Annotated in this window: 27 protein-coding genes; 22 read left to right on the forward strand and 5 right to left on the reverse strand. The window is 68.8% G+C overall.

The features are described 5' to 3' along the window. Window positions 1–43: 43 nt before the first annotated feature. Entirely contained in the window at window positions 44–448 is a 405-nt protein-coding gene (locus tag LMJ29_RS20750) for an acetyl-CoA sensor PanZ family protein (RefSeq protein WP_229607425.1), read from the reverse strand. A gap of 147 nt (window positions 449–595) precedes the next feature. Between LMJ29_RS20750 and hisB the strand changes: the two genes are divergently transcribed. The 6 genes from hisB to LMJ29_RS20780 all read left to right on the forward strand — a co-directional run bounded on the left by hisB (window position 596) and on the right by LMJ29_RS20780 (window position 4,790). Next, window positions 596–1,189 carry an imidazoleglycerol-phosphate dehydratase HisB gene (gene hisB / locus LMJ29_RS20755; RefSeq protein WP_229607426.1) on the forward strand — a complete coding sequence of 198 codons (594 nt, stop codon included), beginning with the start codon at window positions 596–598 and terminating at the stop codon, window positions 1,187–1,189. Continuing rightward, window positions 1,189–1,827 carry an imidazole glycerol phosphate synthase subunit HisH gene (gene hisH / locus LMJ29_RS20760; RefSeq protein ID WP_229607427.1) on the forward strand — a complete coding sequence of 213 codons (639 nt, stop codon included), beginning with the start codon at window positions 1,189–1,191 and terminating at the stop codon, window positions 1,825–1,827. The genes hisB and hisH overlap by 1 nt, the downstream gene beginning before the upstream one ends. Continuing rightward, window positions 1,828–2,088 carry a DUF2164 domain-containing protein gene (locus LMJ29_RS20765; RefSeq protein ID WP_229607428.1) on the forward strand — a complete coding sequence of 87 codons (261 nt, stop codon included), beginning with the start codon at window positions 1,828–1,830 and terminating at the stop codon, window positions 2,086–2,088. Between the two features lie 40 nt (window positions 2,089–2,128). Beyond that, a complete protein-coding gene (hisA, locus tag LMJ29_RS20770; RefSeq protein ID WP_217681869.1) occupies window positions 2,129–2,866 on the forward strand; it encodes a 1-(5-phosphoribosyl)-5-[(5-phosphoribosylamino)methylideneamino]imidazole-4-carboxamide isomerase in 738 nt (245 codons plus the stop codon). 189 nt (window positions 2,867–3,055) lie between these two features. Continuing rightward, window positions 3,056–3,814 (forward strand): imidazole glycerol phosphate synthase subunit HisF, encoded by a 759-nt coding sequence (hisF, locus tag LMJ29_RS20775; protein ID WP_229607429.1) that lies wholly within the window; start codon window positions 3,056–3,058, stop codon window positions 3,812–3,814. A 214-nt stretch (window positions 3,815–4,028) separates the two neighbouring features. After that, entirely contained in the window at window positions 4,029–4,790 is a 762-nt protein-coding gene (locus tag LMJ29_RS20780; RefSeq protein WP_229607430.1) for a substrate-binding periplasmic protein, read from the forward strand. A 60-nt stretch (window positions 4,791–4,850) separates the two neighbouring features. On the opposite strand, the gene LMJ29_RS20785 is transcribed toward LMJ29_RS20780, so the two are convergent. The 3 genes from LMJ29_RS20785 to gpmI all read right to left on the reverse strand — a co-directional run bounded on the left by LMJ29_RS20785 (window position 4,851) and on the right by gpmI (window position 9,120). After that, a complete protein-coding gene (locus LMJ29_RS20785) occupies window positions 4,851–6,191 on the reverse strand; it encodes a S41 family peptidase (protein WP_229607431.1) in 1,341 nt (446 codons plus the stop codon). A gap of 26 nt (window positions 6,192–6,217) precedes the next feature. Beyond that, the gene (locus tag LMJ29_RS20790) at window positions 6,218–7,498 is read right to left on the reverse strand and encodes a murein hydrolase activator EnvC family protein (protein ID WP_229607432.1); all 1,281 of its coding nucleotides are present in this window, start codon (window positions 7,496–7,498) and stop codon (window positions 6,218–6,220) included. An 86-nt stretch (window positions 7,499–7,584) separates the two neighbouring features. After that, on the reverse strand, window positions 7,585–9,120 hold the full coding sequence (gene gpmI / locus LMJ29_RS20795; protein WP_229607433.1) for a 2,3-bisphosphoglycerate-independent phosphoglycerate mutase: 1,536 nt from the start codon (window positions 9,118–9,120) through the stop codon (window positions 7,585–7,587). 150 nt (window positions 9,121–9,270) lie between these two features. Here gpmI and LMJ29_RS20800 point away from each other — a divergent pair, with 150 nt between their 5' ends. The 3 genes from LMJ29_RS20800 to secB are packed head-to-tail and all read left to right on the forward strand — an operon-like array spanning window position 9,271 to window position 10,430. Further along, window positions 9,271–9,684: a rhodanese-like domain-containing protein gene (locus tag LMJ29_RS20800; protein WP_229607434.1), complete on the forward strand. Its 414-nt coding sequence runs from the start codon at window positions 9,271–9,273 to the stop codon at window positions 9,682–9,684. 1 nt (window position 9,685) lies between these two features. After that, window positions 9,686–9,940, forward strand: coding sequence for a glutaredoxin 3 (gene grxC, locus LMJ29_RS20805; protein ID WP_229607435.1), 255 nt, complete (start codon window positions 9,686–9,688; stop codon window positions 9,938–9,940). A 28-nt stretch (window positions 9,941–9,968) separates the two neighbouring features. Further along, a complete protein-coding gene (secB, locus tag LMJ29_RS20810; RefSeq protein ID WP_229607436.1) occupies window positions 9,969–10,430 on the forward strand; it encodes a protein-export chaperone SecB in 462 nt (153 codons plus the stop codon). A gap of 176 nt (window positions 10,431–10,606) precedes the next feature. Here the strand turns inward: secB and trmL are convergent, their stop codons facing one another. Further along, the gene (gene trmL / locus LMJ29_RS20815; RefSeq protein ID WP_229607437.1) at window positions 10,607–11,068 is read right to left on the reverse strand and encodes a tRNA (uridine(34)/cytosine(34)/5-carboxymethylaminomethyluridine(34)-2'-O)-methyltransferase TrmL; all 462 of its coding nucleotides are present in this window, start codon (window positions 11,066–11,068) and stop codon (window positions 10,607–10,609) included. A 182-nt stretch (window positions 11,069–11,250) separates the two neighbouring features. Here trmL and pilM point away from each other — a divergent pair, with 182 nt between their 5' ends. The 13 genes from pilM (at window position 11,251) to LMJ29_RS20880 (ending at window position 22,825) form a co-directional block, all read left to right on the forward strand. After that, window positions 11,251–12,096, forward strand: a complete 846-nt coding sequence (gene pilM / locus LMJ29_RS20820) for a type IV pilus biogenesis protein PilM (RefSeq protein WP_229607438.1) — start codon at window positions 11,251–11,253, stop codon at window positions 12,094–12,096. Further along, the gene (locus LMJ29_RS20825; protein WP_229607439.1) at window positions 12,093–12,716 is read left to right on the forward strand and encodes an MSHA biogenesis protein MshI; all 624 of its coding nucleotides are present in this window, start codon (window positions 12,093–12,095) and stop codon (window positions 12,714–12,716) included. The genes pilM and LMJ29_RS20825 overlap by 4 nt, the downstream gene beginning before the upstream one ends. Next, entirely contained in the window at window positions 12,713–13,414 is a 702-nt protein-coding gene (locus LMJ29_RS20830; protein WP_229607440.1) for an MSHA biogenesis protein MshJ, read from the forward strand. The genes LMJ29_RS20825 and LMJ29_RS20830 overlap by 4 nt, the downstream gene beginning before the upstream one ends. Beyond that, on the forward strand, window positions 13,407–13,739 hold the full coding sequence (locus LMJ29_RS20835; protein ID WP_229607441.1) for a Type II secretory pathway component: 333 nt from the start codon (window positions 13,407–13,409) through the stop codon (window positions 13,737–13,739). The genes LMJ29_RS20830 and LMJ29_RS20835 overlap by 8 nt, the downstream gene beginning before the upstream one ends. Further along, window positions 13,739–15,337, forward strand: a complete 1,599-nt coding sequence (locus LMJ29_RS20840; protein WP_229607442.1) for a pilus (MSHA type) biogenesis protein MshL — start codon at window positions 13,739–13,741, stop codon at window positions 15,335–15,337. Before LMJ29_RS20835 ends, LMJ29_RS20840 begins: the two co-directional genes overlap by 1 nt. Before the next feature lie 3 nt (window positions 15,338–15,340). Further along, entirely contained in the window at window positions 15,341–16,285 is a 945-nt protein-coding gene (locus LMJ29_RS20845; RefSeq protein WP_229607443.1) for an ExeA family protein, read from the forward strand. Next, a complete protein-coding gene (locus LMJ29_RS20850) occupies window positions 16,282–17,676 on the forward strand; it encodes a tetratricopeptide repeat protein (RefSeq protein ID WP_229607444.1) in 1,395 nt (464 codons plus the stop codon). The genes LMJ29_RS20845 and LMJ29_RS20850 overlap by 4 nt, the downstream gene beginning before the upstream one ends. Further along, window positions 17,676–19,397, forward strand: a complete 1,722-nt coding sequence (locus tag LMJ29_RS20855; protein ID WP_229607445.1) for a GspE/PulE family protein — start codon at window positions 17,676–17,678, stop codon at window positions 19,395–19,397. The genes LMJ29_RS20850 and LMJ29_RS20855 overlap by 1 nt, the downstream gene beginning before the upstream one ends. Next, window positions 19,397–20,638 (forward strand): type II secretion system F family protein, encoded by a 1,242-nt coding sequence (locus tag LMJ29_RS20860; protein WP_229607446.1) that lies wholly within the window; start codon window positions 19,397–19,399, stop codon window positions 20,636–20,638. Before LMJ29_RS20855 ends, LMJ29_RS20860 begins: the two co-directional genes overlap by 1 nt. Next, on the forward strand, window positions 20,635–21,144 hold the full coding sequence (locus tag LMJ29_RS20865; RefSeq protein ID WP_229607447.1) for a hypothetical protein: 510 nt from the start codon (window positions 20,635–20,637) through the stop codon (window positions 21,142–21,144). Before LMJ29_RS20860 ends, LMJ29_RS20865 begins: the two co-directional genes overlap by 4 nt. Before the next feature lie 33 nt (window positions 21,145–21,177). Then, the gene (locus LMJ29_RS21045) at window positions 21,178–21,693 is read left to right on the forward strand and encodes a prepilin-type N-terminal cleavage/methylation domain-containing protein (RefSeq protein ID WP_319942238.1); all 516 of its coding nucleotides are present in this window, start codon (window positions 21,178–21,180) and stop codon (window positions 21,691–21,693) included. 46 nt (window positions 21,694–21,739) lie between these two features. Continuing rightward, window positions 21,740–22,198, forward strand: a complete 459-nt coding sequence (locus tag LMJ29_RS21050; RefSeq protein ID WP_319942239.1) for a pilin — start codon at window positions 21,740–21,742, stop codon at window positions 22,196–22,198. A gap of 144 nt (window positions 22,199–22,342) precedes the next feature. After that, complete coding sequence (locus tag LMJ29_RS20880) at window positions 22,343–22,825, forward strand: prepilin-type N-terminal cleavage/methylation domain-containing protein (protein WP_229607448.1); 483 nt, start codon at window positions 22,343–22,345, stop codon at window positions 22,823–22,825. Window positions 22,826–22,827: the final 2 nt, after the last annotated feature.

Here is a 22,827-nt window from a genome sequence, read left to right on the forward strand (position 1 = left end):
GGTTGGAGGGGCGCGATGCGCGGATGGTTCCCCGTGCGGCGGCTCAGCCGGCCGGGTCGATGACCGGCAGGTCGAGGCGGCGGGCCAGCGCCTGCACTTCCAGATGGTCGAGCGGCGCCAGCAGCGCCAGCGGCTGGCAGGTTTCCGCGGCGCGCTGACGGGCCGCGGCGATCAGGCGCTGGCCGACGCCGCGGCCGCGGGTGATCTTGCGCACGCACAGGTGCGCCAGGCGCCAGCCGTCGGCGGCCTGCTCCAGCCAGGCGGCGCCGAGCAGGCGGTCGTTGAAGCGCCCGGCGATCAGGCAACCGCGGGCCAGGCCGGCGTCGACCAGGCTGGCGGCGTCGGCGTGCGGGGCCAGCAGCCAGGCGGGGGCGTCGGCGTAGATCTTCTCCAGGTCGGTACGGTCCTGGGCGCTGGGCCGGACGACGGCTTCGACGATGACGGGCATGGGGCTCTCCTCGGAACGAAGGGCGCATCTTATGCCTTTTGCCGGCCCAGCGCTCCGACCTGCGCCACAGCCTGCGCGGTAGCCCGGCGGGGTGGCCCCGGCCTATAATGCGCGCTCACATCCGCCCGTGATTCTGTGGAGCTGGCAATGGCCGAACGCAAGGCGTCCGTCGAGCGCAACACCCTGGAAACCCAGGTCAAGGTTTCCATCAACCTGGATGGCACCGGCAAGGCCCGATTCGACATCGGTGTACCCTTCCTCGAGCACATGCTCGACCAGATCGCCCGCCACGGGCTGATCGACCTCGACATCGAGTGCAAGGGCGACCTGCACATCGACGACCACCACACCGTGGAGGACGTCGGCATCACCCTCGGCCAGGCCTTCGCCCAGGCGGCCGGCGACAAGAAGGGCATGACCCGCTACGGCCACTCCTACGTGCCGCTGGACGAGGCGCTGTCGCGCGTGGTCATCGACTTCTCCGGCCGTCCCGGCCTTTCGATGCACGTGCCCTACACCCGCGCCACGGTCGGCGGCTTCGACGTCGACCTGTTCCAGGAATTCTTCCAGGGCTTCGTCAACCACGCCCTGGTGACCCTGCACATCGACAACCTGCGCGGCAGCAACACCCACCACCAGATCGAGACGGTATTCAAGGCCTTCGGTCGCGCCCTGCGCATGGCGGTGACCCTCGACGAGCGCATGGCCGGGCAGATGCCTTCCACCAAGGGGTGCCTGTGATGCAGACCGTCGCCGTCATCGACTACGGCATGGGCAACCTGCACTCGGTGGCCAAGGCGCTCGAGCACGTCGGCGCCGGTCGCGTGCTGGTGACCAGCGACGCCGCGGTGATCCGCGAGGCCGACCGCGTGGTATTCCCCGGCGTCGGCGCGATCCGCGACTGCATGGCCGAGATCAAGCGCCTCGGCTTCGACGCCCTGGTCCGCGAGGTCAGCCAGGACCGTCCGTTCCTCGGCATCTGCGTCGGCATGCAGGCGCTGCTCGAGCGCAGCGAGGAGAACGGCGGCGTCGACTGCATCGGCCTGTTCCCCGGCCAGGTGCGCTTCTTCGGCAAGGACATGGTCGAGGACGGCGCGCCGCTCAAGGTGCCGCACATGGGCTGGAACGAGGTGCAGCAGAGCATCGACCATCCGCTGTGGCGCGACATCCCTGACGGCGGGCGCTTCTACTTCGTGCACAGTTACTACGTCGAGGCCGGCAACCCGGCGCAGGTGGCCGGGCGCGGCCGCTACGGCAAGGACTTCGCCGCCGCATTGGCCGACGGTTCGCGCTTCGCCGTGCAGTTCCACCCGGAAAAGAGCCACAGCCACGGCCTGCAGCTGCTGCAGAACTTCGTCGGCTGGGACGGCCGCTGGTAAATGAGCCGGGGCAAAGGCAAGGCCGCAGTCCTCACGCTGGACAGCGCGCAGGAGCAGGCCGCGCTGCAGGTGCTGCAGCGTTTCCTCGCCGAGCGTTTCGAACTGGAGCTGGGCTCCTTCGAGGTGCAGGAAGTGCTGGACCTGTTCGCCCGCGAAATAGCCCCGCACTATTACAACAAGGCGATTCTCGATGTGCAGGCGCACCTGAAGGACAGGTTCGAGAGCATCGAAAGCGACTTGTGGGCGCTTGAGAAGAGCTGACCCGTCACCGATTTCCACCGACTTTGAGCAGGTTCGAGCAATGCTGATCATCCCCGCAATCGATCTGAAGGACGGCGCCTGCGTGCGTCTGCGCCAGGGCCTGATGGACGACGCCACGGTGTTCTCCGACGACCCGGTGGCCATGGCCGCCAAGTGGGTCGAGGGCGGCTGCCGCCGTCTGCACCTGGTCGACCTCAACGGCGCCTTCGAGGGCCAGCCGGTCAACGGCGAGGTGGTCACCGCCATCGCCAAGCGCTACCCGCAGCTGCCGATCCAGATCGGCGGCGGCATCCGTTCGCTGGAAACCATCGAGCACTACGTGCGCGCCGGGGTCAGCTACGTGATCATCGGCACCAAGGCGGTCAAGCAGCCGGAATTCGTCGCCGAGGCCTGCCGCGCCTTCCCGGGCAAGGTGATCGTCGGCCTGGACGCCAAGGACGGTTTCGTCGCCACCGACGGCTGGGCGGAAGTCTCCAGCGTGCAGGCCACCGACCTCGCCAAGCGCTTCGAGGCCGACGGCGTGGCCGCCATCGTCTACACCGACATCAGCAAGGACGGCATGATGCAGGGCTGCAACGTCGAGGCCACCGTGGCCCTGGCCAACGCCAGCCGCATCCCGGTGATCGCCTCCGGCGGCATCCACAACCTCGGCGACATCCAGAAGCTGCTCGATACCCGCAACCCGGGCATCGTTGGCGCCATCACCGGCCGCGCGATCTACGAGGGCACCCTCGACGTGGCCGAGGCCCAGGCGCTGTGCGACGGGTTCAAGGGCTGAGGTAGTGATCGTTCCCACGCTCTGCGTGGGAACGCAACCGGGGACGCTCCGCGTCCCGATAACGATTGATCGCCCCATGCGCCGGTGTGGGGACGCAGCCGGGGACGCGGAGCGTCCCGAGCGGGGTTCCCACGCAGAGCGTGGGAACCATCAGCGAAGCCGGTATGCAACCGACGAGAGAGACAGACCATGACCCTCGCCAAACGCATCATTCCCTGCCTCGACGTGGACAACGGCCGCGTGGTCAAGGGCGTCAAGTTCGAGAACATCCGCGACGCCGGCGATCCGGTGGAGATCGCCCGCCGCTACGACGAGCAGGGCGCCGACGAGATCACCTTCCTCGACATCACCGCCAGCTCGGAAGGTCGCGACACCACCCTGCACACCGTCGAGCGCATGGCCAGCCAGGTGTTCATCCCGCTGACCGTCGGCGGCGGCGTGCGCACCGTGCAGGACATCCGCAACCTGCTCAACGCCGGCGCCGACAAGGTGTCGATCAACACCGCCGCGGTGTTCACCCCGGAGTTCGTCGGCGAGGCCGCCGCACGCTTCGGCTCGCAGTGCATCGTGGTCGCCATCGACGCCAAGAAGGTCGCCCCGGGGCGCTGGGAGATCTTCACCCACGGCGGGCGCAAGCCGACCGGCCTGGACGCGGTGGCCTGGGCGCAGAAGATGGAAGGCCTCGGCGCCGGCGAGATCCTGCTGACCAGCATGGATCAGGACGGCGTGAAGAGCGGCTACGACCTCGGCGTGACCCGCGCGATCAGCGAGGCGGTGGGCATCCCGGTGATCGCCTCGGGCGGCGTCGGCAACCTCGAGCACCTGGCCGCCGGCATCCTTGAGGGCAAGGCCGACGCGGTGCTGGCGGCGAGCATCTTCCACTTCGGCGAGTACACCGTGCCGGAGGCCAAGGCCTACCTGGCCAGTCGCGGCATCGTCGTGCGCTGAGGTCCGCGCGGCAAGCACGAGAAGCCCGGGCCGGTCCCGGGCTTCTGCGTTTTCGGGGCCATTTCCCATCCGCTGCTTGGCGGCGCAATCGCGCTGCAGAACGGCCTGATCGGCTGTTCGCCTGCTGGCAAGCTGCCGCCTGCGGTGTTTCGCCGGGCCCGCAATCGGACCTTGGTCGCAGGGCGCCGCTAACAACAAGAACAAGGAAATGGATATGTCGTTGAAACGCTTGCTCGCGGCGGCGCTGGCTGCCGGTTTGCTGTTCTCCGGGGTGGCGTCCGCCGCCCTGCCGCCCGGCTACAAGATCCAGCTGCTGACCGAGAACTACCCGCCGTTCAACATGGCGGCGGGTGGCAAGAACTTCGCCCGCGAGGAGAACCTGCGCGGCTTCGCCGTGGACGTGCTGCGCGAGACGTTCAGGCGCGCGGGCATCGCCTACGAGATGACCCTGCGTTTTCCCTGGACGCGGATCTACCAGATGGCCCTGGACAACCCGGACCATGGCGTGTTCGTCACCGTGCGCACGCCCGAGCGCGAGCAGCAGTTCAAGTGGGTCGGGCCGCTCGCGGCGGACGCCTGGGTGCTGCTGGCGCGGGCCGACAGCCCGATCAGCCTGGCCAGGGTGGAGGAAGCCGGGCAATACCGCGTCGGTGCCTACAAGGGCGACGTGATCGCCGAAGAGCTGAAAGCCAAGGGCGTGCCGCTGAGCGAGGCGCTGCGCGACCAGGAAAACGCCCACAAGCTGCAGAACGGACAGATCGACCTGTGGGCCACCGGCGATCCGTCCGGTCGTTACCTGGCCAGGCAGGAAGGCGTCGGCGGCCTGAAGACCGTGTTGCGCGTCGAGGGCGGCCAGCTGTTCCTCGCCCTCAACCGGCAGACCCCGGACGAGGCGGTGCAGCGCCTGCAGGCGGCGCTGGACAAGCTGCGCGCCGAGGGCTTCCTCGCCAAGGCGATGAGCGCCTATCTGGAATAAACGGACACGCGGCGCCGCTGGAGGCGCCGGGAGTCAGGTCGCTGGCTCCCGACGCAGGGCTCACTTGCTGCGGGTGATGCTCAGGCCCTTGAGCAGGTTGAGCGCCTGGCTCAGCTGGTAGTCCTCGTCCTGCGGCTGCGGCTTTTCCGCCGGCTGGGCGGAGGTGGACGGGGCGGGCTTGCTCGGCTTGTCGGCACCGCCGTTGCCGTTGCCGAGGTGGCCGGGCAGATCGGCTTCCTTGACGCCCTGGGTCGGGCTGTCGTCGCGGGTCACCTTGCCGCGCTCGACGGCGATGTCGGGGACGATGCCCTGGGCCTGGATCGAACGCCCGTTGGGGGTGAAATACAGCGCGGTGGTCAGCTTGAGGGCGCGGTCGTTGGTCAGCGGCAGCACGGTCTGCACCGAGCCCTTGCCGAAACTGTCGGTGCCCATCAGCACGCCGCGCTTGTGGTCCTGCAGGGCGCCGGCGACGATCTCGGCCGCCGAGGCGCTGCCGCCGTTGATCAGCACCACCAGCGGCACGCCCTCGCTGGCGTCGGCCTTGTCGGCGGAGAAGCGCAGCTCGGAGTTGGCGATGCGGCCCTTGGTGTAGACGATCAGGCCGCCGGTGAGGAAGTGGTCGGAGACTTCCACCGCCGATTGCAGCACGCCGCCGGGGTTGTTGCGCAGGTCGAGGACCAGGCCCTTGAGCTTGCCGCCGTTGTCCTTCTTCAGCTTGGCCAGCGCCTTGGCCACTTCCTCGCCGCTGTTGATCTGGAACTGGGTGATGCGCAGGTAGGCGTAGTCCTTCTCGAGCAGCTCGCTCTTCACGCTGCGCACCTTGATCACCGCGCGCTCGAGCTTGACGTCGAACGGCTTGCCGCCCTCGCGCACCAGGGTCAGCACGATCTGGCTGCCGGGCTTGCCGCGCAGCTTGTCCACGGCCTGCACCAGCGACCAGTCCTTGGTCGGCTGGCCATCGATCCTGACGATCAGATCGCCGGCCTCGATGCCGGCGCGCGCCGCCGGGGTGTCGTCGATCGGCGCAATCACCTTGAGGCCGCCCTCGTCCTGGCCCACTTCTATCCCCAAGCCGCCGAACTCGCCGCTGGTGCTCTCCTGCAGCTCCTCGAACTCCTCGGGCTCCAGGTAGGCCGAATGCGGGTCGAGGTTGCTGAGCATGCCCTTGATGGCGTTCTCCAGCAGGGTCTTGTCGTCGATCGGTTCGACGTAGGCGCTCTTGATGCGGTCGAGCACCTCGGCGAAGGTGCGCAATTCGTCCAGCGGCAGGGTGCCCTTGGCGGCAGCAGCCGGCGCCGGGGCGGCGGCTTCCTCGCTTGCCGTCGCGGCCACGGCCAGGGGCGCGGCGCCGAGCAGCGCAAGGGACAGGGCCAGGGCGGAAAGGGGGAAACGCGACGACATGGGTAACTCCTGAATAAGGCGCACGGCTAGCCTTGGGAACGACACCAGGCCAGCGGATCGCTGGGCTGGCCCTTCTGGCGGATGGCGAAGTACAGCGCCGGGCTGTCACGTCCGCCGCTGCTGCCGACATTGGCGATCGGCTCGCCGGCCTTGACCAGGTCGCCGGCGGCCTTGAGCAGGCTCTGGTTGTGGCCGTAGAGGCTGAGGTAGCCGCCGCCGTGGTCGATGATCACGAGGAGGCCGGCGCCACGCAGCCAGTCGGCGAACACCACGCGACCGTCGTGGACGGCGCGCACGCGGGCGCCGGCCGCGGCGCCGATCAGCACGCCGTCCCACTTCAGACGGCCGTCGTCGCGCGGCGAACCGAAGCGCGCCAGCAGGCGGCCGTCCACCGGCCAGGGCAGCTTGCCGCGGGCCTGGGCGAACGGGCCGCCATAGCCGGGCGCGCCGCTGGAAACGCTGGGGCCGTCGTCGCTCGGACGGGCCTTGCCGCTGTCGTTCTCCACGTTGGAGGCAGCCAGGCGGCGCTGTTCCTCGGCCTGCTCGCGGGCGCGGATCTCCGCCAGGCGGCGCTCCTCGGCCTCGCGGGCCTGGCGGGCGAGGGTTTCCTCGATGGTCTTCAGCACGCCGGCGAGCTTGGCCTCTTCCTCTTGCTGGGCCTTGAGCTTGCGGCCGCCGTCGCTCAGTTCGGCGTTGAGCTTGGCCAGCGCCTCGCGATGTTCGCTGCGCACCTTGTCCAGCGCCTCGCGGCGGCCCTGCAGCTCGACCTGCTGGCCAGCGACCAGGGCGTGCTGGCTGGCCAGCTCGGCCTCGACGTCGTGCAGCTGGCGCAGGGTGTCGTTGAAGGCGGCCAGTTGCTCGCTGCGCGCGCGGCTCAGGTAGTCGTGGTAGGTCAGGTTGCGGGCGAACTGCTCGGGCTGCTGCTGGTTGAGCAGCAGCTTGAGATATTCCTGGCGACCGCTCTGGTAGGCGGCGCGGATCTGCAGGGCGACCAGCGCCTGCTGTTCAGCGCGCTGACTCTGGAGTTTTTTTTTCTCCCCATCGAGGCGCTCGACCTCGGCCTCGCCGTCCTTGAGCTGCTGCTCGAGGCCGTCGATCTGCTTCTGCAGGTCGCCCATCTCGCGCTCGGTGCCCTGCAACTGTTTCTGCACGCCGGACTTTTCCTGCTGCAGGGTACCGAGCAGTTTCTGCAGCTCGGCGACCTCCTTTTGCGAGGCTTCCAGCTGGCGCTGGGCATCGGCGCGCTCATCGGCGATGGCCGGGGCGAGGCAGCAGGCGAGCAGGGCGAACAGGGCGGCGCGCAGCATGGGTAGGGGGTCCGGGTCTGGAGGCGTTCTAGTATGCATCCGCCTGCGCCCAAAAAGAACGCCCCGCATGGCGCGGGGCGTGATCCTCACTGCAGTTCGATCAGCGGCGTGCCGGTCATCTCCGCCGGAATCGGCAGGTCGAGCAGCTTGAGCATGGTCGGCGCCACGTCGGCGAGCACGCCGCCCTCGCGGACCTCCAGCTGGCGCGGGCCATAGTAGAGGAAGGGCACCGGCTCGCAGGTGTGCGCGGTGTGCGCCTGGCCGGTGGTCTCGTCTTCCATCTGCTCGACGTTGCCGTGGTCGGCGGTGATCAGCGCCTCGCCGCCGACCTTGTCGAGCGCCGCGGTGATGCGGCCGAGGCAGCCGTCCAGGCACTCCACCGCCTTGACCGCCGCCTCGAACACGCCGGTGTGGCCGATCATGTCGCCGTTGGCGTAGTTGACCACGATGACGTCGAAGCGCTGCTGCTCGATGGCCTCGACGATGCGGTCGGTGACTTCCGGGGCGCTCATCTCGGGCTTCTGGTCGTAGGTGGCGACGTTCGGCGACGGGATGAGGATGCGCTCCTCGCCGGCGAACGGCTCCTCGCGACCGCCGGAGAAGAAGAAGGTGACGTGGGCGTACTTCTCGGTCTCGGCGATGCGCAGCTGGGTCTTGCCGTTGTTCGCCAGGTATTCGCCGAGCACGTTGTCCAGCGATTCGGGCGGGAAGGCGCAGGGCGCCGGAATGCTCGCCGCGTACTGGGTGAGCATCACGAAGCCAGCCAGTTGCGGCACGCGGACGCGGGCGAAGCCACTGAAGTCGGTCTCGACGAAGGCGCGGGTCAGCTCGCGGGCGCGGTCGGCGCGGAAGTTCATGAACACCACGGCGTCGCCGTCTTCCACCTTCACCGGCGCGCCGATGGTGGTGGCCTTGACGAACTCGTCGCTCTCGCCGCGCGCATAGGCGGCTTCCAGGCCCTCGACCGCGCTGGCGGCGGCGAACGCGCCAGCGCCTTCGACGATCAGGTTGTAGGCCTGCTCGACGCGGTCCCAGCGGTTGTCGCGGTCCATGGCGAAGTAGCGGCCGGTCAGGCTGGCGATGCGACCCTTGCCGAGGCGGGCGAAGGTGGCATCGAGCAGTTCGAGGGACGGCTGGGCGCTCTTCGGCGGGGTGTCGCGGCCGTCGAGGAAGGCGTGCAGGTAGATCTTCTCGGCGCCGCGGCGGGCGGCCAGTTCGACCATGGCGGCGATGTGGTCCTGATGGCTGTGCACGCCGCCCTCGGAGAGCAGGCCGAGGATGTGCACCGCCTTGCCGGCGGCCACCGCCTGATCGACCGCCTTGCCGATCACCGGGTTGTCGAAGAACTCGCCGTCGCGGATCGCCTTGGTCACCCGGGTCAGGTCCTGGTACACCACGCGGCCGGCGCCGAGGTTCATGTGGCCGACCTCGGAGTTGCCCATCTGCCCGTCGGGCAGGCCGACGTCCATGCCGCTGCCGGAGACCAGGCCGTGCGGACGGGTGGCGCGCAGACGGTCCCACACCGGGGTCTTGGCGTGGTAGATGGCGTTGTAGTCCGGGCTGTCGCTGTGGCCGAAGCCGTCCAGAATGATGAGGACCAGGGGTTTGGGCGTTGCAGGCATGCGTCCGACTCGTGAACTGGTGGGCGAAAGGGCATTTTACTGGCTGCCCGCGCGGGCGTCACGGCGCGCGGACCGCTGGTGCCGCGCAGGTTCAGCCGCTGCGACGGGCTGTGTATACTGCGGGCCATTTTACCGTGCCGGATGCTCGCGATGGTTGCCCAGCTGATCGAATTTGCCTCTAACCACTATGTCCTCAGCACCCTGTTCGTGGTGCTGCTGGCCCTGCTGATCGCCCACGAGGCGCGGCGCGGCGGACGCAGCCTGAGCTGCCGCGAGTTGACCGCGCTGCTCAACGGCGGCGAGGGCGTGGTGCTCGACGTGCGTCCGCACAAGGAATTCAGCACCGGTCACATCACCGGCGCGCTGAACATCCCCTTCGACAAGCTCGACAGCCGCCTCGCCGAGCTGGACAAGCACAAGGGCAAGACCCTGATCGTGGTCGACTCCATGGGCCAGCACGCCGGCGGCGTGTGCGGCAAGCTGAAGAAGGCCGGCCACGAGGTTTCCCGCCTCGGCGGCGGCATCGCCAGCTGGCGCGGCGACAACCTGCCGGTGGTCAAGTGACATGCCGGCCGTCGTCATCTATTCGAGCGACTACTGTCCCTACTGCGTGCGCGCCAAGCAGCTGCTGAGCCGCAAGGGCGTGGCGTTCACCGAGATCAACGTCGACGGCCAGCCCCAGCTGCGCGCGGAAATGAGCCGCAAGGCCGGGCGCACCTCGGTGCCGCAGATCTGGATCGGCGACACCCACGTCGGTGGCTGCGACGACCTCTATGCTCTGGAGCGCGCCGGCAAGCTCGACGTGCTGCTCAGCCACTGATTCTCCTCCCGGAACAAGGAAGCAAAGCATGACCGAACAAGCCAGCGACGCCGCCCAGCCGCAGTTCTCCCTGCAGCGCATCTACGTGCGCGACCTGTCCTTCGAGGCGCCCAAGTCGCCGGAAATCTTCCGCCAGGACTGGAAGCCGGGCATCACCCTCGACCTCAACACCCGCCAGAAAGACCTGGGTGGCGACTTCCACGAGGTGGTGCTGACCGTTTCGGTGACCGTCAAGAACGGCGACGACACCGCCTTCATCGCCGAAGTGCAGCAGGCCGGCATCTTCCTGATCAAGGGCCTGGATAACGCCTCGATGAGCCACACCCTAGGCGCCTTCTGCCCCAGCCTGCTGTTCCCCTACGCCCGCGAGGCGCTGGACAACCTGGTGGTGCGCGGCTCCTTCCCGGCGCTGATGCTCTCGCCGGTGAACTTCGACGCCCTCTATGCCCAGGAGCTGGCCCGCATGCAGGGCGGCGAAGCCCAGGCTTGACGGCTCGCTTGAGGCTGCGACAAAAAGCCCCGCCTGATGGCGGGGCTTTTTTGTATCTCTATTCCAAGGTAGTGGTTCAAAATTGTGACGTGGTTGGCTATCTTGGTGCGGCCTGGTAGCCACTTTCGCCTAGATGTCATTTCCATGGCGCATGATTTGAAGGGTTGCATCCTCGCTCAAGCGAGGCGAAAGTCCTGCTGACGCCAGGCCTCGTAGACGGTCACGGCGACCGCGTTGGACAGGTTGAGACTGCGGCAACCGGGCTGCATCGGCAGGCGCAGCAGTTGCTCGCTTGGCAGGCTGGCCAGCACCTCGGGTGGCAGGCCGCGACTTTCAGGACCGAACAGGAGTACGTCCCCGGGGCGATATTCGACTTCTGAATAACAGTTCTTGGCTTTAGTTGTCAGTGCCAGTATTCTGACATTTCCCAGCGATGACAGGCAGTCCGCCAGGGAGTTGTGACGAATTACTGTCGCGTATTCGTGGTAATCCAGTCCCGCCCGGCGCAGGCGCTTGTCGTCCAGTTCGAAGCCCAAGGGCTCGATCAGGTGCAACTGGCAGCCGGTATTGGCACACAGCCGAATGACGTTGCCGGTGTTCGGCGGGATTTCTGGTTCAAACAAAACGACGTGAAACATTGGGTCAGGCCTGGTCGATCCGGGATGGCGCGCATTCTAGCGGGTTGCGATCCGCTGCTGGGCGCCGCCGGGAAGACATGCCCCCCGCGCGAGGCAAGGAGACGCCTTTGCTGGCTTGGCTGAAACGAACCAAAGGCGCTGCCGATACGCTGCTTGGCTTGGCCCCCGTGCCGGGCGGCTGCGTGCTCGCGCGCGTACAGCGCGGCGCCGCTGGCGCACGCCTGCTGGCCTGCGAGTTCGTCGCCGCGTCGCCGGCCAGCGAGGCGGAGGTCCTGCGCCGGCGGGTCGAGGCGCTGGGCCTGCAGGGCCTGCCGGTCAGCCTGCTGCTCGCTGCCGGCGACTACCAGCTGCTGCTGGTCGAGCGTCCCGACGTGCCGCCCGCCGAACTGCGCGCCGCCATCCGCTGGCGGATCCGCGATCTGGTCAGCGCGCCGCTCGACAGCCTGGTGGTGGACGCCCTGCCGCTGCCCGGCGACGCCTATCGCGGCCGCACGCCGATGGCCTACTGCGCGGTGCTGCCGCGCGCGCGCATGCAGGCGCTGGCCGACTGGGTGGCGGCCGGCGGGCTGCGCCTGCACAGCCTCGACATCCCGGAAATGGCGCTGCGCAACCTCGGCCTGCTCGCAGGCGCCGAGGGGCAGAACCTCGCCGTGCTGCAGGTCGGCGCGCGCAACGGCCTGATCTGCGTGCAGCATGGCGCCGACCTGTACATGGCGCGACGCATCGAGCACGGCCAGGACAACCGTGGCGAGAACGGCGCCCTGCTGGCGCTCGAGGTGCAGCGCTCGCTGGACTACTTCGAGAGTCACTTGGGCAAGGGCGCGGTGAGCCGCCTGCTGCTGCTGCCGCTGGCCGAGCAGGAGGAGCTGCTGGTCGCCGAGCTGCGCCAGCGTCTGGCCCTGCGCATCGAACGCCTGGCGCTCGACCAACTGTTCGCCGGCGCGCCGCTGCTCGCCCTGCCGACGCCCCAGCAGGCCCAGTTCCTCCCCGCGATAGGCGCGGCGCTGCGCCAGGAGCGTGGCCGATGAGCGTTGGGGCGATCGCCAATCTCAACCTCTACCAGCCGCTGCAGGCGGCGGCCGACGGCCGGCCGCCGCGCGCGGCCCTGCCGCTCGCAGTCCTCCTGCTGCTGCTGGCGATCCTCGTCGACGGCGCCTGGCAGCTGTGGCGTCTGCAACGCCTCGAGGCCGCGACGAGCGTGGCGGAGCAGACCGCCGCGCAGGCCGAGGCCGATCTGGCCACCGCTCGGCAGAGTTTCCGCGCACCGCAGGCCGACCCGCGCCTGCCGCAGCAGTTGGCCGACCTGGAGCGGGACAACCGCGAACTGCTGCGCGTCGCCGACTACCTGCGGCTGCTGCAGGCCGAGCGCAGCGGCGGTTTCAGTGGGGCGCTCGATGCGCTCGCCGAACGCCATCTGGACGGCGTCTGGCTCAGCGTCATTCGTCTCGAACAGGGCGGTCGGGATCTGCTGCTCGAAGGCGCCAGCCAGCAGCCCGCGCTGCTGCCCGAATACCTGAACAGCCTGGGCCAGAGCCAGGCCTTCGCCGGGCGCCAGTTCGCCCGCTTCGACATCGATCGCGACGACGGCGGCGTGCTGCGCTTCCGTCTCGCTTCGCAGGCGGCCAGTACCGAGGAGGTCGCACGATGAACGCCCTGCTGCAACGCTGGCAGACCCTGGCGCCACGCGAGCAGTGGCTGGCCGTGCTGGTCGTTTTGCTGCTGCCGGCCCTCGCCTGGCTGAGCCTCGGCCACGAGCCGCTGGCCCAGCGCGTGCGCCAGCTCGAGGCGGCGCGCCTGGCCGCCGAGAGCCGGGCCCTGGAGGCGCGCACGGCGCGCGCCGAGCTGCTGGCGCTGGCCGCCGTCGATCCCGACCAGGCGGTGCGCCAGGCCCTGCTGGCCGCCCAGGCGCTGCGCGACCAGCAACTCGAGCAACTGGCCGCCGGCACCGCCGCGCTGATCGACCCGCCGCGCATGCGCCAGGTGCTGCAGGATCTGCTCCAGCAGCGCCCGGGCCTGCGCCTGCTCGGTCTGGAGAGCTTCTCCGCGCCGCTCGAACTGCCCGCCGCGGCGCCGGTCGCTGCCGCCAAGGACGCGGTGGCCGGTGCGACAACCGCCGCTGCGGCGCCGCTGCTGTATCGCCACGGCATGCGCCTGACCCTGGAAGGCAGCTACTTCGAGCTGCGCGACTACCTGCGCGGCATCGAGCAGCAGGGCCGCGGCGCCGACGGCCGCCGGCTGTTCTGGGAGCGCCTCGACTACCAGGTTGGCGAGGCCGGCCCGGGACGGGCGCGGATCACCCTCGAGCTGTACACGCTGAGCCGTGAAGCGGGGTGGGTCGGTGTCTAGGGCGCTGCTGTTGATCCTCGCCGCGGCGTGGCCGCTGGCCGCCGCCGCGGTCAGCGACCCGACCCTGCCCCCTACCTTCGCGGCCGCTCCGGTCGCGGGCGCCGAGGTGGCCCCGGCGCCCCTGCTGCAGGCGATCCTGCGCGGCCCGGCCGGCGCCCGCGCGGTGATCGGCGGGCAAAGCCTCAAGGTCGGCGAACGCCTGGGCGAACTGCGCGTGCTGGCCATCCGCGCGCGCAGCGTACTGATCGAACGCCAGGGACAGCGCAGCGAGCTGCACCTGAGCCAACCCATTGTGACTCCAGCCATTCGGAGCCCGAGCCGTTGATGTCCACGATGCCCCATCGCCTGAAGCACCTGGGCCTGCTCACCTTCTGCGGCCTGCTGGCCGCCTGCCAGACCTTCACCGACGGCGACCGCCAGCTGCGCGAGCAGAGCGACCGCCTGTTCGAGGATGCCCTGGCGCAGAGCCGCCAGAGCCAGACCCCGCCGCCGGCGGTGCAGGCCGCGCTGCTGCCGCCGCTGCTGCCGGAGACCACCGCGCTGTCCGGCGGGCCGCGTTTCGACGTGGCGGCGCGCGACATGGACGCCCGCGCGTTCTTCCTCAGCCTGATGGACAGTGCCGGGCAGAACCTGGTGGTGCATCCCGAGGTCAGCGGGACCATCACCTTCAGCCTGCGCAACGTCACCCTCGACGAGGTGCTCGCCGCGGTGCGCGACACCTACGGCTACGACTTCCAGCGCACCAGCTACGGCTACCGCATCCTGCCCAACCAGCTGCTGACCCGAACCTACGACCTCAACTACCTGAATCTGCAGCGCCGCGGCGAGACCGACACCCGGGTCAGCTCCGGCACAGTGACCACCTCGGAGAAGACCAGCAACGACAGCAACGACGGCGGCACCACCACCAGCAACCAGGCGAGCACGGTCAACGCCAGCCAGGTGGTGACGCGCAGCGAGGTCGACTTCTGGCGCGAGGTGGGCGACGTGGTCGGCGCGCTGATCGGCGACGAGCAAGGCAACAAGGTGGTGGTCAACCCGCAGGCCAGCCTGCTGGTGGTGCGCGCCTCCAGCCGCGACCAGCAGAACGTCGAGGCCTTCCTCAGGCAGGCCGAGCAGAACCTGCAGCGCCAGGTGATCCTTGAGGCGAAGATCCTCGAGGTGCGCCTGAGCGACCAGTTCCAGGCCGGGATCAACTGGACCGAGCTGGGCAGCCACGTCGACCTCAATCTGTCCGGCGAGGCCCTGACCGGTGCCTCGGGCATCGGCGGGGTATTCAGCGCGCTCTACACCAACGGCGACTTCAGTGCCCTGCTGCAGCTGCTGGAAACCCAGGGCCAGGTGCGCGTGCTGTCCAGCCCGCGCATCTCCACGCTGAACAACCAGAAGGCGGTGATCAAGGTCGGCACCGACGAGTACTTCGTCACCGACATCTCCTCGACCAACACCACCACCCTCGCCGGGGTTTCCGAACCGACCCAGGACGTCACGCTGACGCCGTTCTTCTCCGGCATCTCGCTGGACGTCACTCCGCAGATCAACCGCCAGGAAGAGGTGACTCTGCACGTGCGGCCGACGGTGAGCCGGGTGGAGGACCAGAACAAGGTCATCACCCTCGGCGAGGACAAGGAACTCAACCTGCCGCTGGCGCTGTCCACCACCCGCCAGTCCGACTCCATCGTGCGGGCGCGCAGCGGCCAGGTGGTGGTGATCGGCGGCCTGCTCGAGGACATCAACGAGAACACCGATGCCAACGTGCCCTGGCTGTCCGAGTTGCCATTCCTCGGCTGGTTCTTCCAGCAGCAGCGCAAGGATCTGGTGCGCAGCGAGCTGGTGATCCTCCTGCGCCCGCAGGTGATCGGCGCCGACACCTGGCTGAACGAGCTGCAGAAGAGCGCCAACAGCTTCAGCGAGCTGAGGTAAGGCATGTACCTCGACTTCTTCGGCCTGCGCGAGAAACCCTTCGCCCTCACCCCCAACACCGCCTTCCTGGTGCGGCTGGCCCCCTATCAGGCCTGCCTCAACCTGCTGCGCGTGGCGTTGGGCGAGGGCGAGGGTTTCGTCAAGGTCACCGGCGAGGTCGGCACCGGTAAGACCCTGCTGTGCCGCGCGCTGCTCAACGCGCTGGGCGAAGAAAGCGATCACTGGCAGCTGGCCTGGCTGCCCAACCCCGGGCTCACCCCGAGCGGCCTGCGCCGCGCGCTGGCCCAGGAGCTGCACCTCACCGACATCGAGCGCCTCGACCACCACGGCCTGCTCGCCGCGCTCAACCGCCGGCTGATCGAGCTGGCCGGACAGGGCAAGCGCACCGTGCTGCTGATCGACGAGGCCCAGGCGCTGCCGCTGGAAACCCTCGAGGCGGTACGCCTGCTCACCAACCTGGAAACCGAGCGCTGCAAGCTGCTGCAGGTGGTGCTGTTCGGCCAGCCGGAGCTGGACACGCTGCTCGAGCGCCCCGACCTGCGCCAGCTGCGCCAGCGCATCACCTTTTCCTACCGCCTGCAGCCGCTGGATGCCGCCGACACCCGCCGCTACGTCGAGGAACGCCTCGGCCATGCCGGCCACCTCGGCGCGTCGCTGTTCGACGAACGCGCCCTGCGCCGGCTGGCCGCCGCCAGCGGCGGCATTCCGCGGCTGATCAGCATCCTCGCCCACAAGGCGCTGATGGCCGCCTACGGCGCCGGCAGCCGCCGCGTGCGCGCCGGCCACGTGCAGCGTGCGCTGCGCGATACCGAGGGCGCGCGGCCGTTCCTGCAGGGCGGCTTCCTGTCGCTGGGCTGGAGCCTGGCCAGCGCCGGTGGGCTGCTCGGCCTGGTACTGCTGTGGCCGTGGCTGCAGGACTGGCTGGGACGCGGAGGGCTGCTGCCGTGAGCCTGGTCAACGACATGCTGCGCGACCTGGAAAGTCGCCAGGCGCCCGCGGCCGAACGCGCCGCGCTGGGTGGCCTGCAGGCGGTCGACGAAGACGCCGCCGCCCGTCGCGCCGGGCGCCGTCGCCTGTGGCTGCTGCTGCCCGGCTTGGGCCTGGTGCTGGCCGCCGGGTTGCTGGTGCGCCAGCTGCCCGCGCCGGCGCAGCCAGCCGGCGACAGCGTGGCTGCCGTGCCGCAGGCTGCCGAGCCGGCCCCGCAGCTTGCGCCGCCCCCGGCCGCTGCGCCCGCCGAGATCCAGCTGCTGGCCACCCTGCCGCAGCAGAGCGAGCAGCGCTTCGTCCTCCAGCTGCTGCTCGACCGCGCCCCCGAGTACCGCCGCAGCGAGCAGAGCGGCGTGGTCAGCCTGCGCCTGCCGCACCTGCGCCTGACTGACGATGGTCCGCGCGCCGGCCGCCTGGCGCACGCCGGGCGCAGCCTGAGCTGGAGCCTGCAGCCGCTGGCGGATGGCGCCGAGCTGCTGCTGGTCGGTCTCGGCGACGACCTGCAGGTGCGCGACCGCCTGGAGCCGGCCGGCGAGCGCTGGCAGCTGTGGGTCGAGGTGCCGCTCGCCGCCGGGACGGCGGACGACTTCGATCCGGCCGAGCTGCCGGTCGCCGGCGCCACCGAGCGCGGCGCCCGGCCGGCCAAAAAGGAAAGCGAGCCGGCCAGCGCCGCGCCCGCCGAACCGCTGCAGGACGCGCGCCCGGTCGCCGCGGCGAGCGCGCCGGTGGTGCCGGCGGCCCGTCCCGCCAGCGCCGCGGCGCCGCAGCTCAGCGTCGCCAGCCACCGCCCCGAGCCGCTGGCCGAGGCGCGTCAGGCGCTGCTCGCCGGCGAACGGGCACGCGCCATCGGCCTGTTGGAAGAACTCAAGCGCAGCCAGCCCGACAACCGCGAGGCGCTGCACTGGCTGGCCCGCGCCTGGCTGGCCGACGGCCAGGGCGAGCGTCTGCTCGCCGAACTGCCGGCGCAAGTGGCGCGCTTCCCCGCCGACAGCGAACTGCGCGTGCTGCTCGCCCGTGCCCAGCTGCAGGCCGGCGACCACGCCGCCGCGGTCGCCACCCTGGCCGAACGTCTGCCGCCGCTGGCCGGCGATCCGGCCTACCACGCGCTGCTCGCCGCCTGCTACCAGCAGACCGGCCAGTGGCAGGACAGTGCCCGCCTGTATCGCGACCTGGTGCTGCTGCGTCCCGAGCAGGCGAGCTGGCAGCTCGGCCTGGGCATCGCCCTCGAACGACTCGGCGAGCGTGCCGCCGCCGCTCAGCACTACCGTCTGGCGCTGCAGGGCCGCGGCCTCGACGACGCCAGCCGGCGTTATGCCGAGGAACGGGCGCAAACCCAGGGAGGACAGTCCTGATGGACAGCCAAGAACTGCATCGACGCAAGGTGCGCCTGGGCGACCTGCTGGTCCAGTCCGGCCTGATCAGCGAGGGCCAGCTGCAACTGGCCCTCGACGAGCAGAAGCGCAGCGGCGTCAAGCTCGGCCGCGCGGTGGTCGAGATGGGCTTCATCAGCGAGCGCAAGCTGCTCGAGGCGCTGTCGCGCCAGCTCGACATCCCCCACGTCGACCTGCGCCAGTTCAAGTTCAACGAGGCGCTGGTGCAGCGCCTGCCGGAAGCCCTGGCGCGGCGCTTCCGGGTCATCCTGCTGGTCGAGGAGGGCGACGGCCTGCTGGTCGGCATGAGCGACCCGCTGGACCTTTATGCCCTCGACGAGATGGCCCGCGTGCTGCGCCAGCCGCTCAAGCCGGCGGTGGTGCTGGAGCGCGATCTGCTCGACTGCCTCGACCGTTTCTACCGGCGCACCAGCGAGATCGCCTCGCTGGCCGGCCAGCTCGACGAGCGCCTGGAGGAGAGCGACTTCGACTTCAGCGGTCTCAGCCTCGACAACAGCGACGCCCCGGTGGTGCGCCTGTTGCAGATGCTGTTCGAGGACGCCGTGCAGATGAAGGCCTCGGACATCCACATCGAGCCGGACGAGCAGGTGCTGCGCATCCGCCAGCGCATCGACGGGGTACTCAACGAGCAGCTGCTCAAGGAAGCGCGCATCGCCTCGGCGCTGGTCCTGCGCCTGAAGATCATGGCCGGCCTGGACATCTCCGAGAAGCGCCTGCCGCAGGACGGCCGTTTCAACATCCGGGTCAAGAACCACAACCTCGACGTGCGCGTCTCCACCATGCCGGTGCAGTTCGGCGAGTCGGTGGTGCTGCGCCTGCTCGACCAGAGCGCCGGGGTGTTCCAGCTCGAGCGCACCGGCATGCCGGCCGAGCTGCTGGCGCGCCTGCGCGTACTGCTGCAGCGCCCGCACGGCCTGGTGCTGGTCACCGGCCCGACCGGCTCGGGCAAGACCACCACCCTGTACGGCGGCCTGGCCGAGCTGAACGGCCCGGAGAAGAAGATCATCACCGTCGAGGATCCGGTCGAGTACCGCCTGCCGCGGGTCAACCAGGTGCAGGTCAACCCGAAGATCGAGCTGACCTTCGCCCGCGTGCTGCGCGCCGCGCTGCGCCAGGACCCGGACATCGTGCTGGTCGGCGAGATCCGCGACCAGGAAACCGCCGAGATCGCCCTGCGCGCCGCCATGACCGGCCACCTGGTGCTGTCCACCCTGCACACCAACGACGCGCTGACCTCCCCGCTGCGCCTGGTCGACATGGGCGCCGAACCGTTCCTGGTGGCCAACGCGCTCAACGCCGTGCTCGCCCAGCGCCTGGTGCGCCGCGTCTGCGAGCATTGCCGCAGCGAGCAGGAGCCGGCCGAGCGCGAACTGCACTGGTTGGAGGCGATCCACGGCGCCGCGCTGGCGGGCCGGCGTTTCGTCCACGGCCGCGGCTGCCACCAGTGCCACAACACCGGCTACCTGGGCCGGATCGGCGTCTACGAACTGCTGGAGATCGACGCGCCGCTCGCCGCCGCGCTGCGCCGCAACGATCCGCAGGCGTTCATCGACGCCGCCCGCGCGCAGCCGCAGTACCGGCCGCTGGCCGCCTGCGCGCTGGACTTCGCCCTGGCCGGGATGACCAGCATCGAGGAGGTGCTGCGGGTCAGCGCCAGCCTCAGTGACGAGCGGGTGGCCTGATGGCGAGCTTTCGCTTCAGCGGGCGCGACGCCCAAGGTCGCAAGGTGAGCGGCAGTCGCCAGGCGGCGAGTGCCGAGGCGCTCGCCGGCGTGCTGCTGGGCGAACGCATCACCCCGCTGAGCATCGACCCCGAGCGCGCACCGGCCGCCGGCTCGGGCGACGCCTGGGGCGCGCTGAAGAAGCTATTTGGCCGCGAGCGTGTCGAGCTGGAGGAGCTGATCATCTTCTGCCGGCAGATGCACAGCCTGAGCAAGGCCGGCGTGCCGATCATCAACGCCATCGGCGGTCTCGCCGAGTCGGCGCGCAATCCGTTCTTCCGCCAGGTGCTGCAGACCCTGCGCGGCGACCTCGAAGGCGGCACGGCGATGGCCGTCGCGCTGGGCAATCACCCGAAGGTGTTCAACCCGCTGTTCGTCAGCATGATCAGCGTCGGCGAGAACACCGGCCAGCTCGACCAGGCCTTCCGCCAGCTGGCCGGCTACCTGGAGATGGAACGCGAGACGCGCAAGCGCATCCAGCAGGCCACCCGCTACCCGCTGTTCGTGCTGATCGCCATGCTGGTGGCGCTGGTGGTGATCAACTGGCTGGTGATCCCGGCGTTCTCCAAGGTGTTCGCCCAGTTCCACGCCGAGCTGCCCTGGCCGACCCGGGTACTGATCGGTTTCTCCTCATTCATGCGCGAGTGGTGGTGGCTGCTGAGCATCGCCGCTGCCGCCGGGGTGGCCGCCCTGCGTCGCTGGGTCGCCACCGAGGCCGGTGCGCTGGCCTGGGACCGCCGCAAGCTGCGCCTGCCGATCATCGGCGCGATCTTCGAGCGCATCGCCCTGGCCCGCTTCACCCGCACCTTCGCGATGATGTACCGCGCCGGTCTGCCGCTGCTGCAGACGCTGGCGATCAACAGCCATACGGTGGGCAACCGGCATATCGGCCGGGCCATCACCGGCATGCGCGAGGGTGTCGAGCGCGGTGAGGCATTGACCCGCGGCGCCGCGACCAGCGGCCTGTTCACCCCGCTGGTGCTGCAGATGATGGCGGTCGGCGAGGAAACCGGCGCGCTGGATGACCTGTTCATCGAGGTCGCTGACTTTTACGAGCAGGAAGTGGATTACGACCTCAAGCGCCTGGCCGACGCCATCGAGCCGATCCTCATCGTCGCCATGGGCGTGATGGTGCTGATCCTGGCGCTGGGGGTGTTCCTGCCGATGTGGGAGCTGTCGAGCGCGGCCAAGGGGCTGGGGTGAGGCCGCTGCCGGCGCGGGATGCGCGGCTGCTGCTGGTCGCGCCTCTACAGCAGGGCAGCCGGGCGGTACTTGTTTTGATCTTGGCCAATGTGATCCTTATCACAATATGGCATATTGTGGTGGCCAGCGAACGTGGAGCCATGAACACGACGGTGGGCAACCTGGCGCGCAGTCTCAACGCGCTGGCCGCCGAGAATATGGCGCAGGGCCGCCCGCTGGATGCGGGCTGGGCCATGCGCAATCCGTTCGTCCTGCTGCGCGGGCAACAGGGCAACTACTGCGGCGAGTTGGCACAGGACCAGACGCCGAGCCGGGGCTGCTGGTATTTCCTGCCGCAGCAGGCCCGGGTGCTGTACCGCGCCCGTTTTGACGGCTGGCGCAGCGGTGGGAAGGAAGGCGTGCAGGTCTGGCAGTTGGTGCGCCTTCCGCAGCAAGCCATGGATACCGCAAAAGCCGAGCGGCTGACCGCCGTGGAGCTGCGGGCGGTGGAGTGGACCGACCCGTGACAACGCCCGCAGGGCAACAGGAGATGCAAGGAAATGAAACAACAGAAGGGCTTTACCCTGATCGAACTGGTGGTGGTGATCGTGATCCTCGGCGTGCTCGCCGCGGTGGCGCTGCCGCGCTTCATGAATGCGACCGATGATGCGCATACCTCGGCGGTGCAGGGCACCGGTGGCGCGCTGGCGGCTGGCGTGGCGCTGGTGCGTTCGCAGTGGGAGCTGAATCGGGTGAAGGGCGACGATGCTACCCCCAATGTGAACGTGACCGGCTTTGGTGATGGCCTGGTTGATGTGAACACTCGTGGTTGGCCAGTTGGTACCAATGGTGATGGTACTGATACCGCTCCGACTCAAGGTCAATGCGTGCAGCTCTGGGGTGCATTGCTGCAGGGCTCGGCGCCGTCCGTTGCTGCCGCTGCCAACTCCGACTATCAGGCCGCTGTTAGTGCTGACGGCTGCACTTACACCTACCGCCTTGACGGCCGTACCGCTGGCCAACGCACCATCGCTTATAACGTCACTACTGGTGCCGTGACCACTACGGCCGATTGATCTGTTCTGCCTTCAACTTAGTTAACTATCCGAAAGGACTGCAGTCATGAAAAAACAGCAAAGCGGTTTTACCCTGATCGAACTGATTATGGTCATTGTGGTACTGGGCATTCTGGCGGCGTTTGCGCTGCCTAGGTTTGCAAATCTGGGAAGTGATGCTCGTGTTGCGGCAGTCGAAGGGTTGGCTGGCTCGATTCGCTCGGCTGCAGCTATTGCCCATTCGGTCCAATTGGCCCAAGGGGGGGCGGCTACTGCGAGTGTCGATCTGGACGGGGCAACTGGTGTGACCATGGTGGGAGGCTACCCGACAGCTAATACGGGCGGCATCGTCGCAGCCGTGCAGATTGATGGTTTTGGTGGCACTACTGGCGGTGCTACTGCTACGTCCACTATCACCTTTACTCCGACGGGCTACACTCCTGCTACGGGCACTACTTGCCAAGTAACTTATACGCCGGTGCCTGCGACTGGCGCGCAAGTTGAGGTATCTACTGACGGTTGCTAATAGAAAGGTATTTGGGGAATGGGGCAGACCCCATTTCCACTGCATCTTTATGTAGCACCAGACAGGCGCCCTCGGGCGCCTGTCGCTCAATGAATCTACAGCCAGCTCGGAGCTGGCAGTTGGACCCGGACAAGGATCGTTCCCATGCCAAGGCGACAACAGGGTTTTACCCTGATTGAACTTATTCTGGTGATCGTGATGCTCGGTATTCTCTCCGCTTTCGCCCTGGCGCGCTTTGCCGATCTCGGCAAGGACGCACGCATCGCTAGCGTCGAGGGTGCTACAGCGTCGATCCGTTCCGCCGCCGCGATGGGTCATGCCGCCTGGCTGACCCGCGGCGGCTCGGCGAACGATATCGAGTATGAGGATACCTTCGTGCTGATGCAGGGAGGGTATCCTCAGGCGCACATAAAAATCGCCGGCGCCGTCGGCATTGCCGGTGCGGCAGGGCTCGATGCCGGCAGTTATCAGATCGATCCGCGGCCCTATACCAATGTGAATACATCCACGGTGACCGTCCGGCCGCTGCGTGTTGCCGCCAACGCTAACTGCTACGTGCGCTACACTCAGGCCAACCTCACCGGCAGCGTGCCCCCCACCATCACCTCGCAGACCGGCGGCTGCTAATC

Source organism: Pseudomonas oryzagri, assembly GCF_020831405.1.
Classification (GTDB): Bacteria; Pseudomonadota; Gammaproteobacteria; order Pseudomonadales; family Pseudomonadaceae; genus Geopseudomonas; species Geopseudomonas oryzagri.

Excerpts from the sequence above, each read along its gene's own strand:
- LMJ29_RS20750 (WP_229607425.1), bottom strand. The coding sequence starts at position 448 with ATGCCCGTCATCGTCGAAGCCGTCGTCCGGCCCAGCGCCCAGGACCGT.
- hisB (WP_229607426.1), top strand. The coding sequence starts at position 596 with ATGGCCGAACGCAAGGCGTCCGTCGAGCGCAACACCCTGGAAACCCAG.
- hisH (WP_229607427.1), top strand. The coding sequence starts at position 1,189 with ATGCAGACCGTCGCCGTCATCGACTACGGCATGGGCAACCTGCACTCG.
- LMJ29_RS20765 (WP_229607428.1), top strand. The coding sequence starts at position 1,828 with ATGAGCCGGGGCAAAGGCAAGGCCGCAGTCCTCACGCTGGACAGCGCG.
- hisA (WP_217681869.1), top strand. The coding sequence starts at position 2,129 with ATGCTGATCATCCCCGCAATCGATCTGAAGGACGGCGCCTGCGTGCGT.
- hisF (WP_229607429.1), top strand. The coding sequence starts at position 3,056 with ATGACCCTCGCCAAACGCATCATTCCCTGCCTCGACGTGGACAACGGC.
- LMJ29_RS20780 (WP_229607430.1), top strand. The coding sequence starts at position 4,029 with ATGTCGTTGAAACGCTTGCTCGCGGCGGCGCTGGCTGCCGGTTTGCTG.
- LMJ29_RS20785 (WP_229607431.1), bottom strand. The coding sequence starts at position 6,191 with ATGTCGTCGCGTTTCCCCCTTTCCGCCCTGGCCCTGTCCCTTGCGCTG.
- LMJ29_RS20790 (WP_229607432.1), bottom strand. The coding sequence starts at position 7,498 with ATGCTGCGCGCCGCCCTGTTCGCCCTGCTCGCCTGCTGCCTCGCCCCG.
- gpmI (WP_229607433.1), bottom strand. The coding sequence starts at position 9,120 with ATGCCTGCAACGCCCAAACCCCTGGTCCTCATCATTCTGGACGGCTTC.
- LMJ29_RS20800 (WP_229607434.1), top strand. The coding sequence starts at position 9,271 with ATGGTTGCCCAGCTGATCGAATTTGCCTCTAACCACTATGTCCTCAGC.
- grxC (WP_229607435.1), top strand. The coding sequence starts at position 9,686 with ATGCCGGCCGTCGTCATCTATTCGAGCGACTACTGTCCCTACTGCGTG.
- secB (WP_229607436.1), top strand. The coding sequence starts at position 9,969 with ATGACCGAACAAGCCAGCGACGCCGCCCAGCCGCAGTTCTCCCTGCAG.
- trmL (WP_229607437.1), bottom strand. The coding sequence starts at position 11,068 with ATGTTTCACGTCGTTTTGTTTGAACCAGAAATCCCGCCGAACACCGGC.
- LMJ29_RS20825 (WP_229607439.1), top strand. The coding sequence starts at position 12,093 with ATGAGCGTTGGGGCGATCGCCAATCTCAACCTCTACCAGCCGCTGCAG.
- LMJ29_RS20830 (WP_229607440.1), top strand. The coding sequence starts at position 12,713 with ATGAACGCCCTGCTGCAACGCTGGCAGACCCTGGCGCCACGCGAGCAG.
- LMJ29_RS20840 (WP_229607442.1), top strand. The coding sequence starts at position 13,739 with ATGTCCACGATGCCCCATCGCCTGAAGCACCTGGGCCTGCTCACCTTC.
- LMJ29_RS20845 (WP_229607443.1), top strand. The coding sequence starts at position 15,341 with ATGTACCTCGACTTCTTCGGCCTGCGCGAGAAACCCTTCGCCCTCACC.
- LMJ29_RS20855 (WP_229607445.1), top strand. The coding sequence starts at position 17,676 with ATGGACAGCCAAGAACTGCATCGACGCAAGGTGCGCCTGGGCGACCTG.
- LMJ29_RS20860 (WP_229607446.1), top strand. The coding sequence starts at position 19,397 with ATGGCGAGCTTTCGCTTCAGCGGGCGCGACGCCCAAGGTCGCAAGGTG.
- LMJ29_RS21045 (WP_319942238.1), top strand. The coding sequence starts at position 21,178 with ATGAAACAACAGAAGGGCTTTACCCTGATCGAACTGGTGGTGGTGATC.
- LMJ29_RS21050 (WP_319942239.1), top strand. The coding sequence starts at position 21,740 with ATGAAAAAACAGCAAAGCGGTTTTACCCTGATCGAACTGATTATGGTC.
- LMJ29_RS20880 (WP_229607448.1), top strand. The coding sequence starts at position 22,343 with ATGCCAAGGCGACAACAGGGTTTTACCCTGATTGAACTTATTCTGGTG.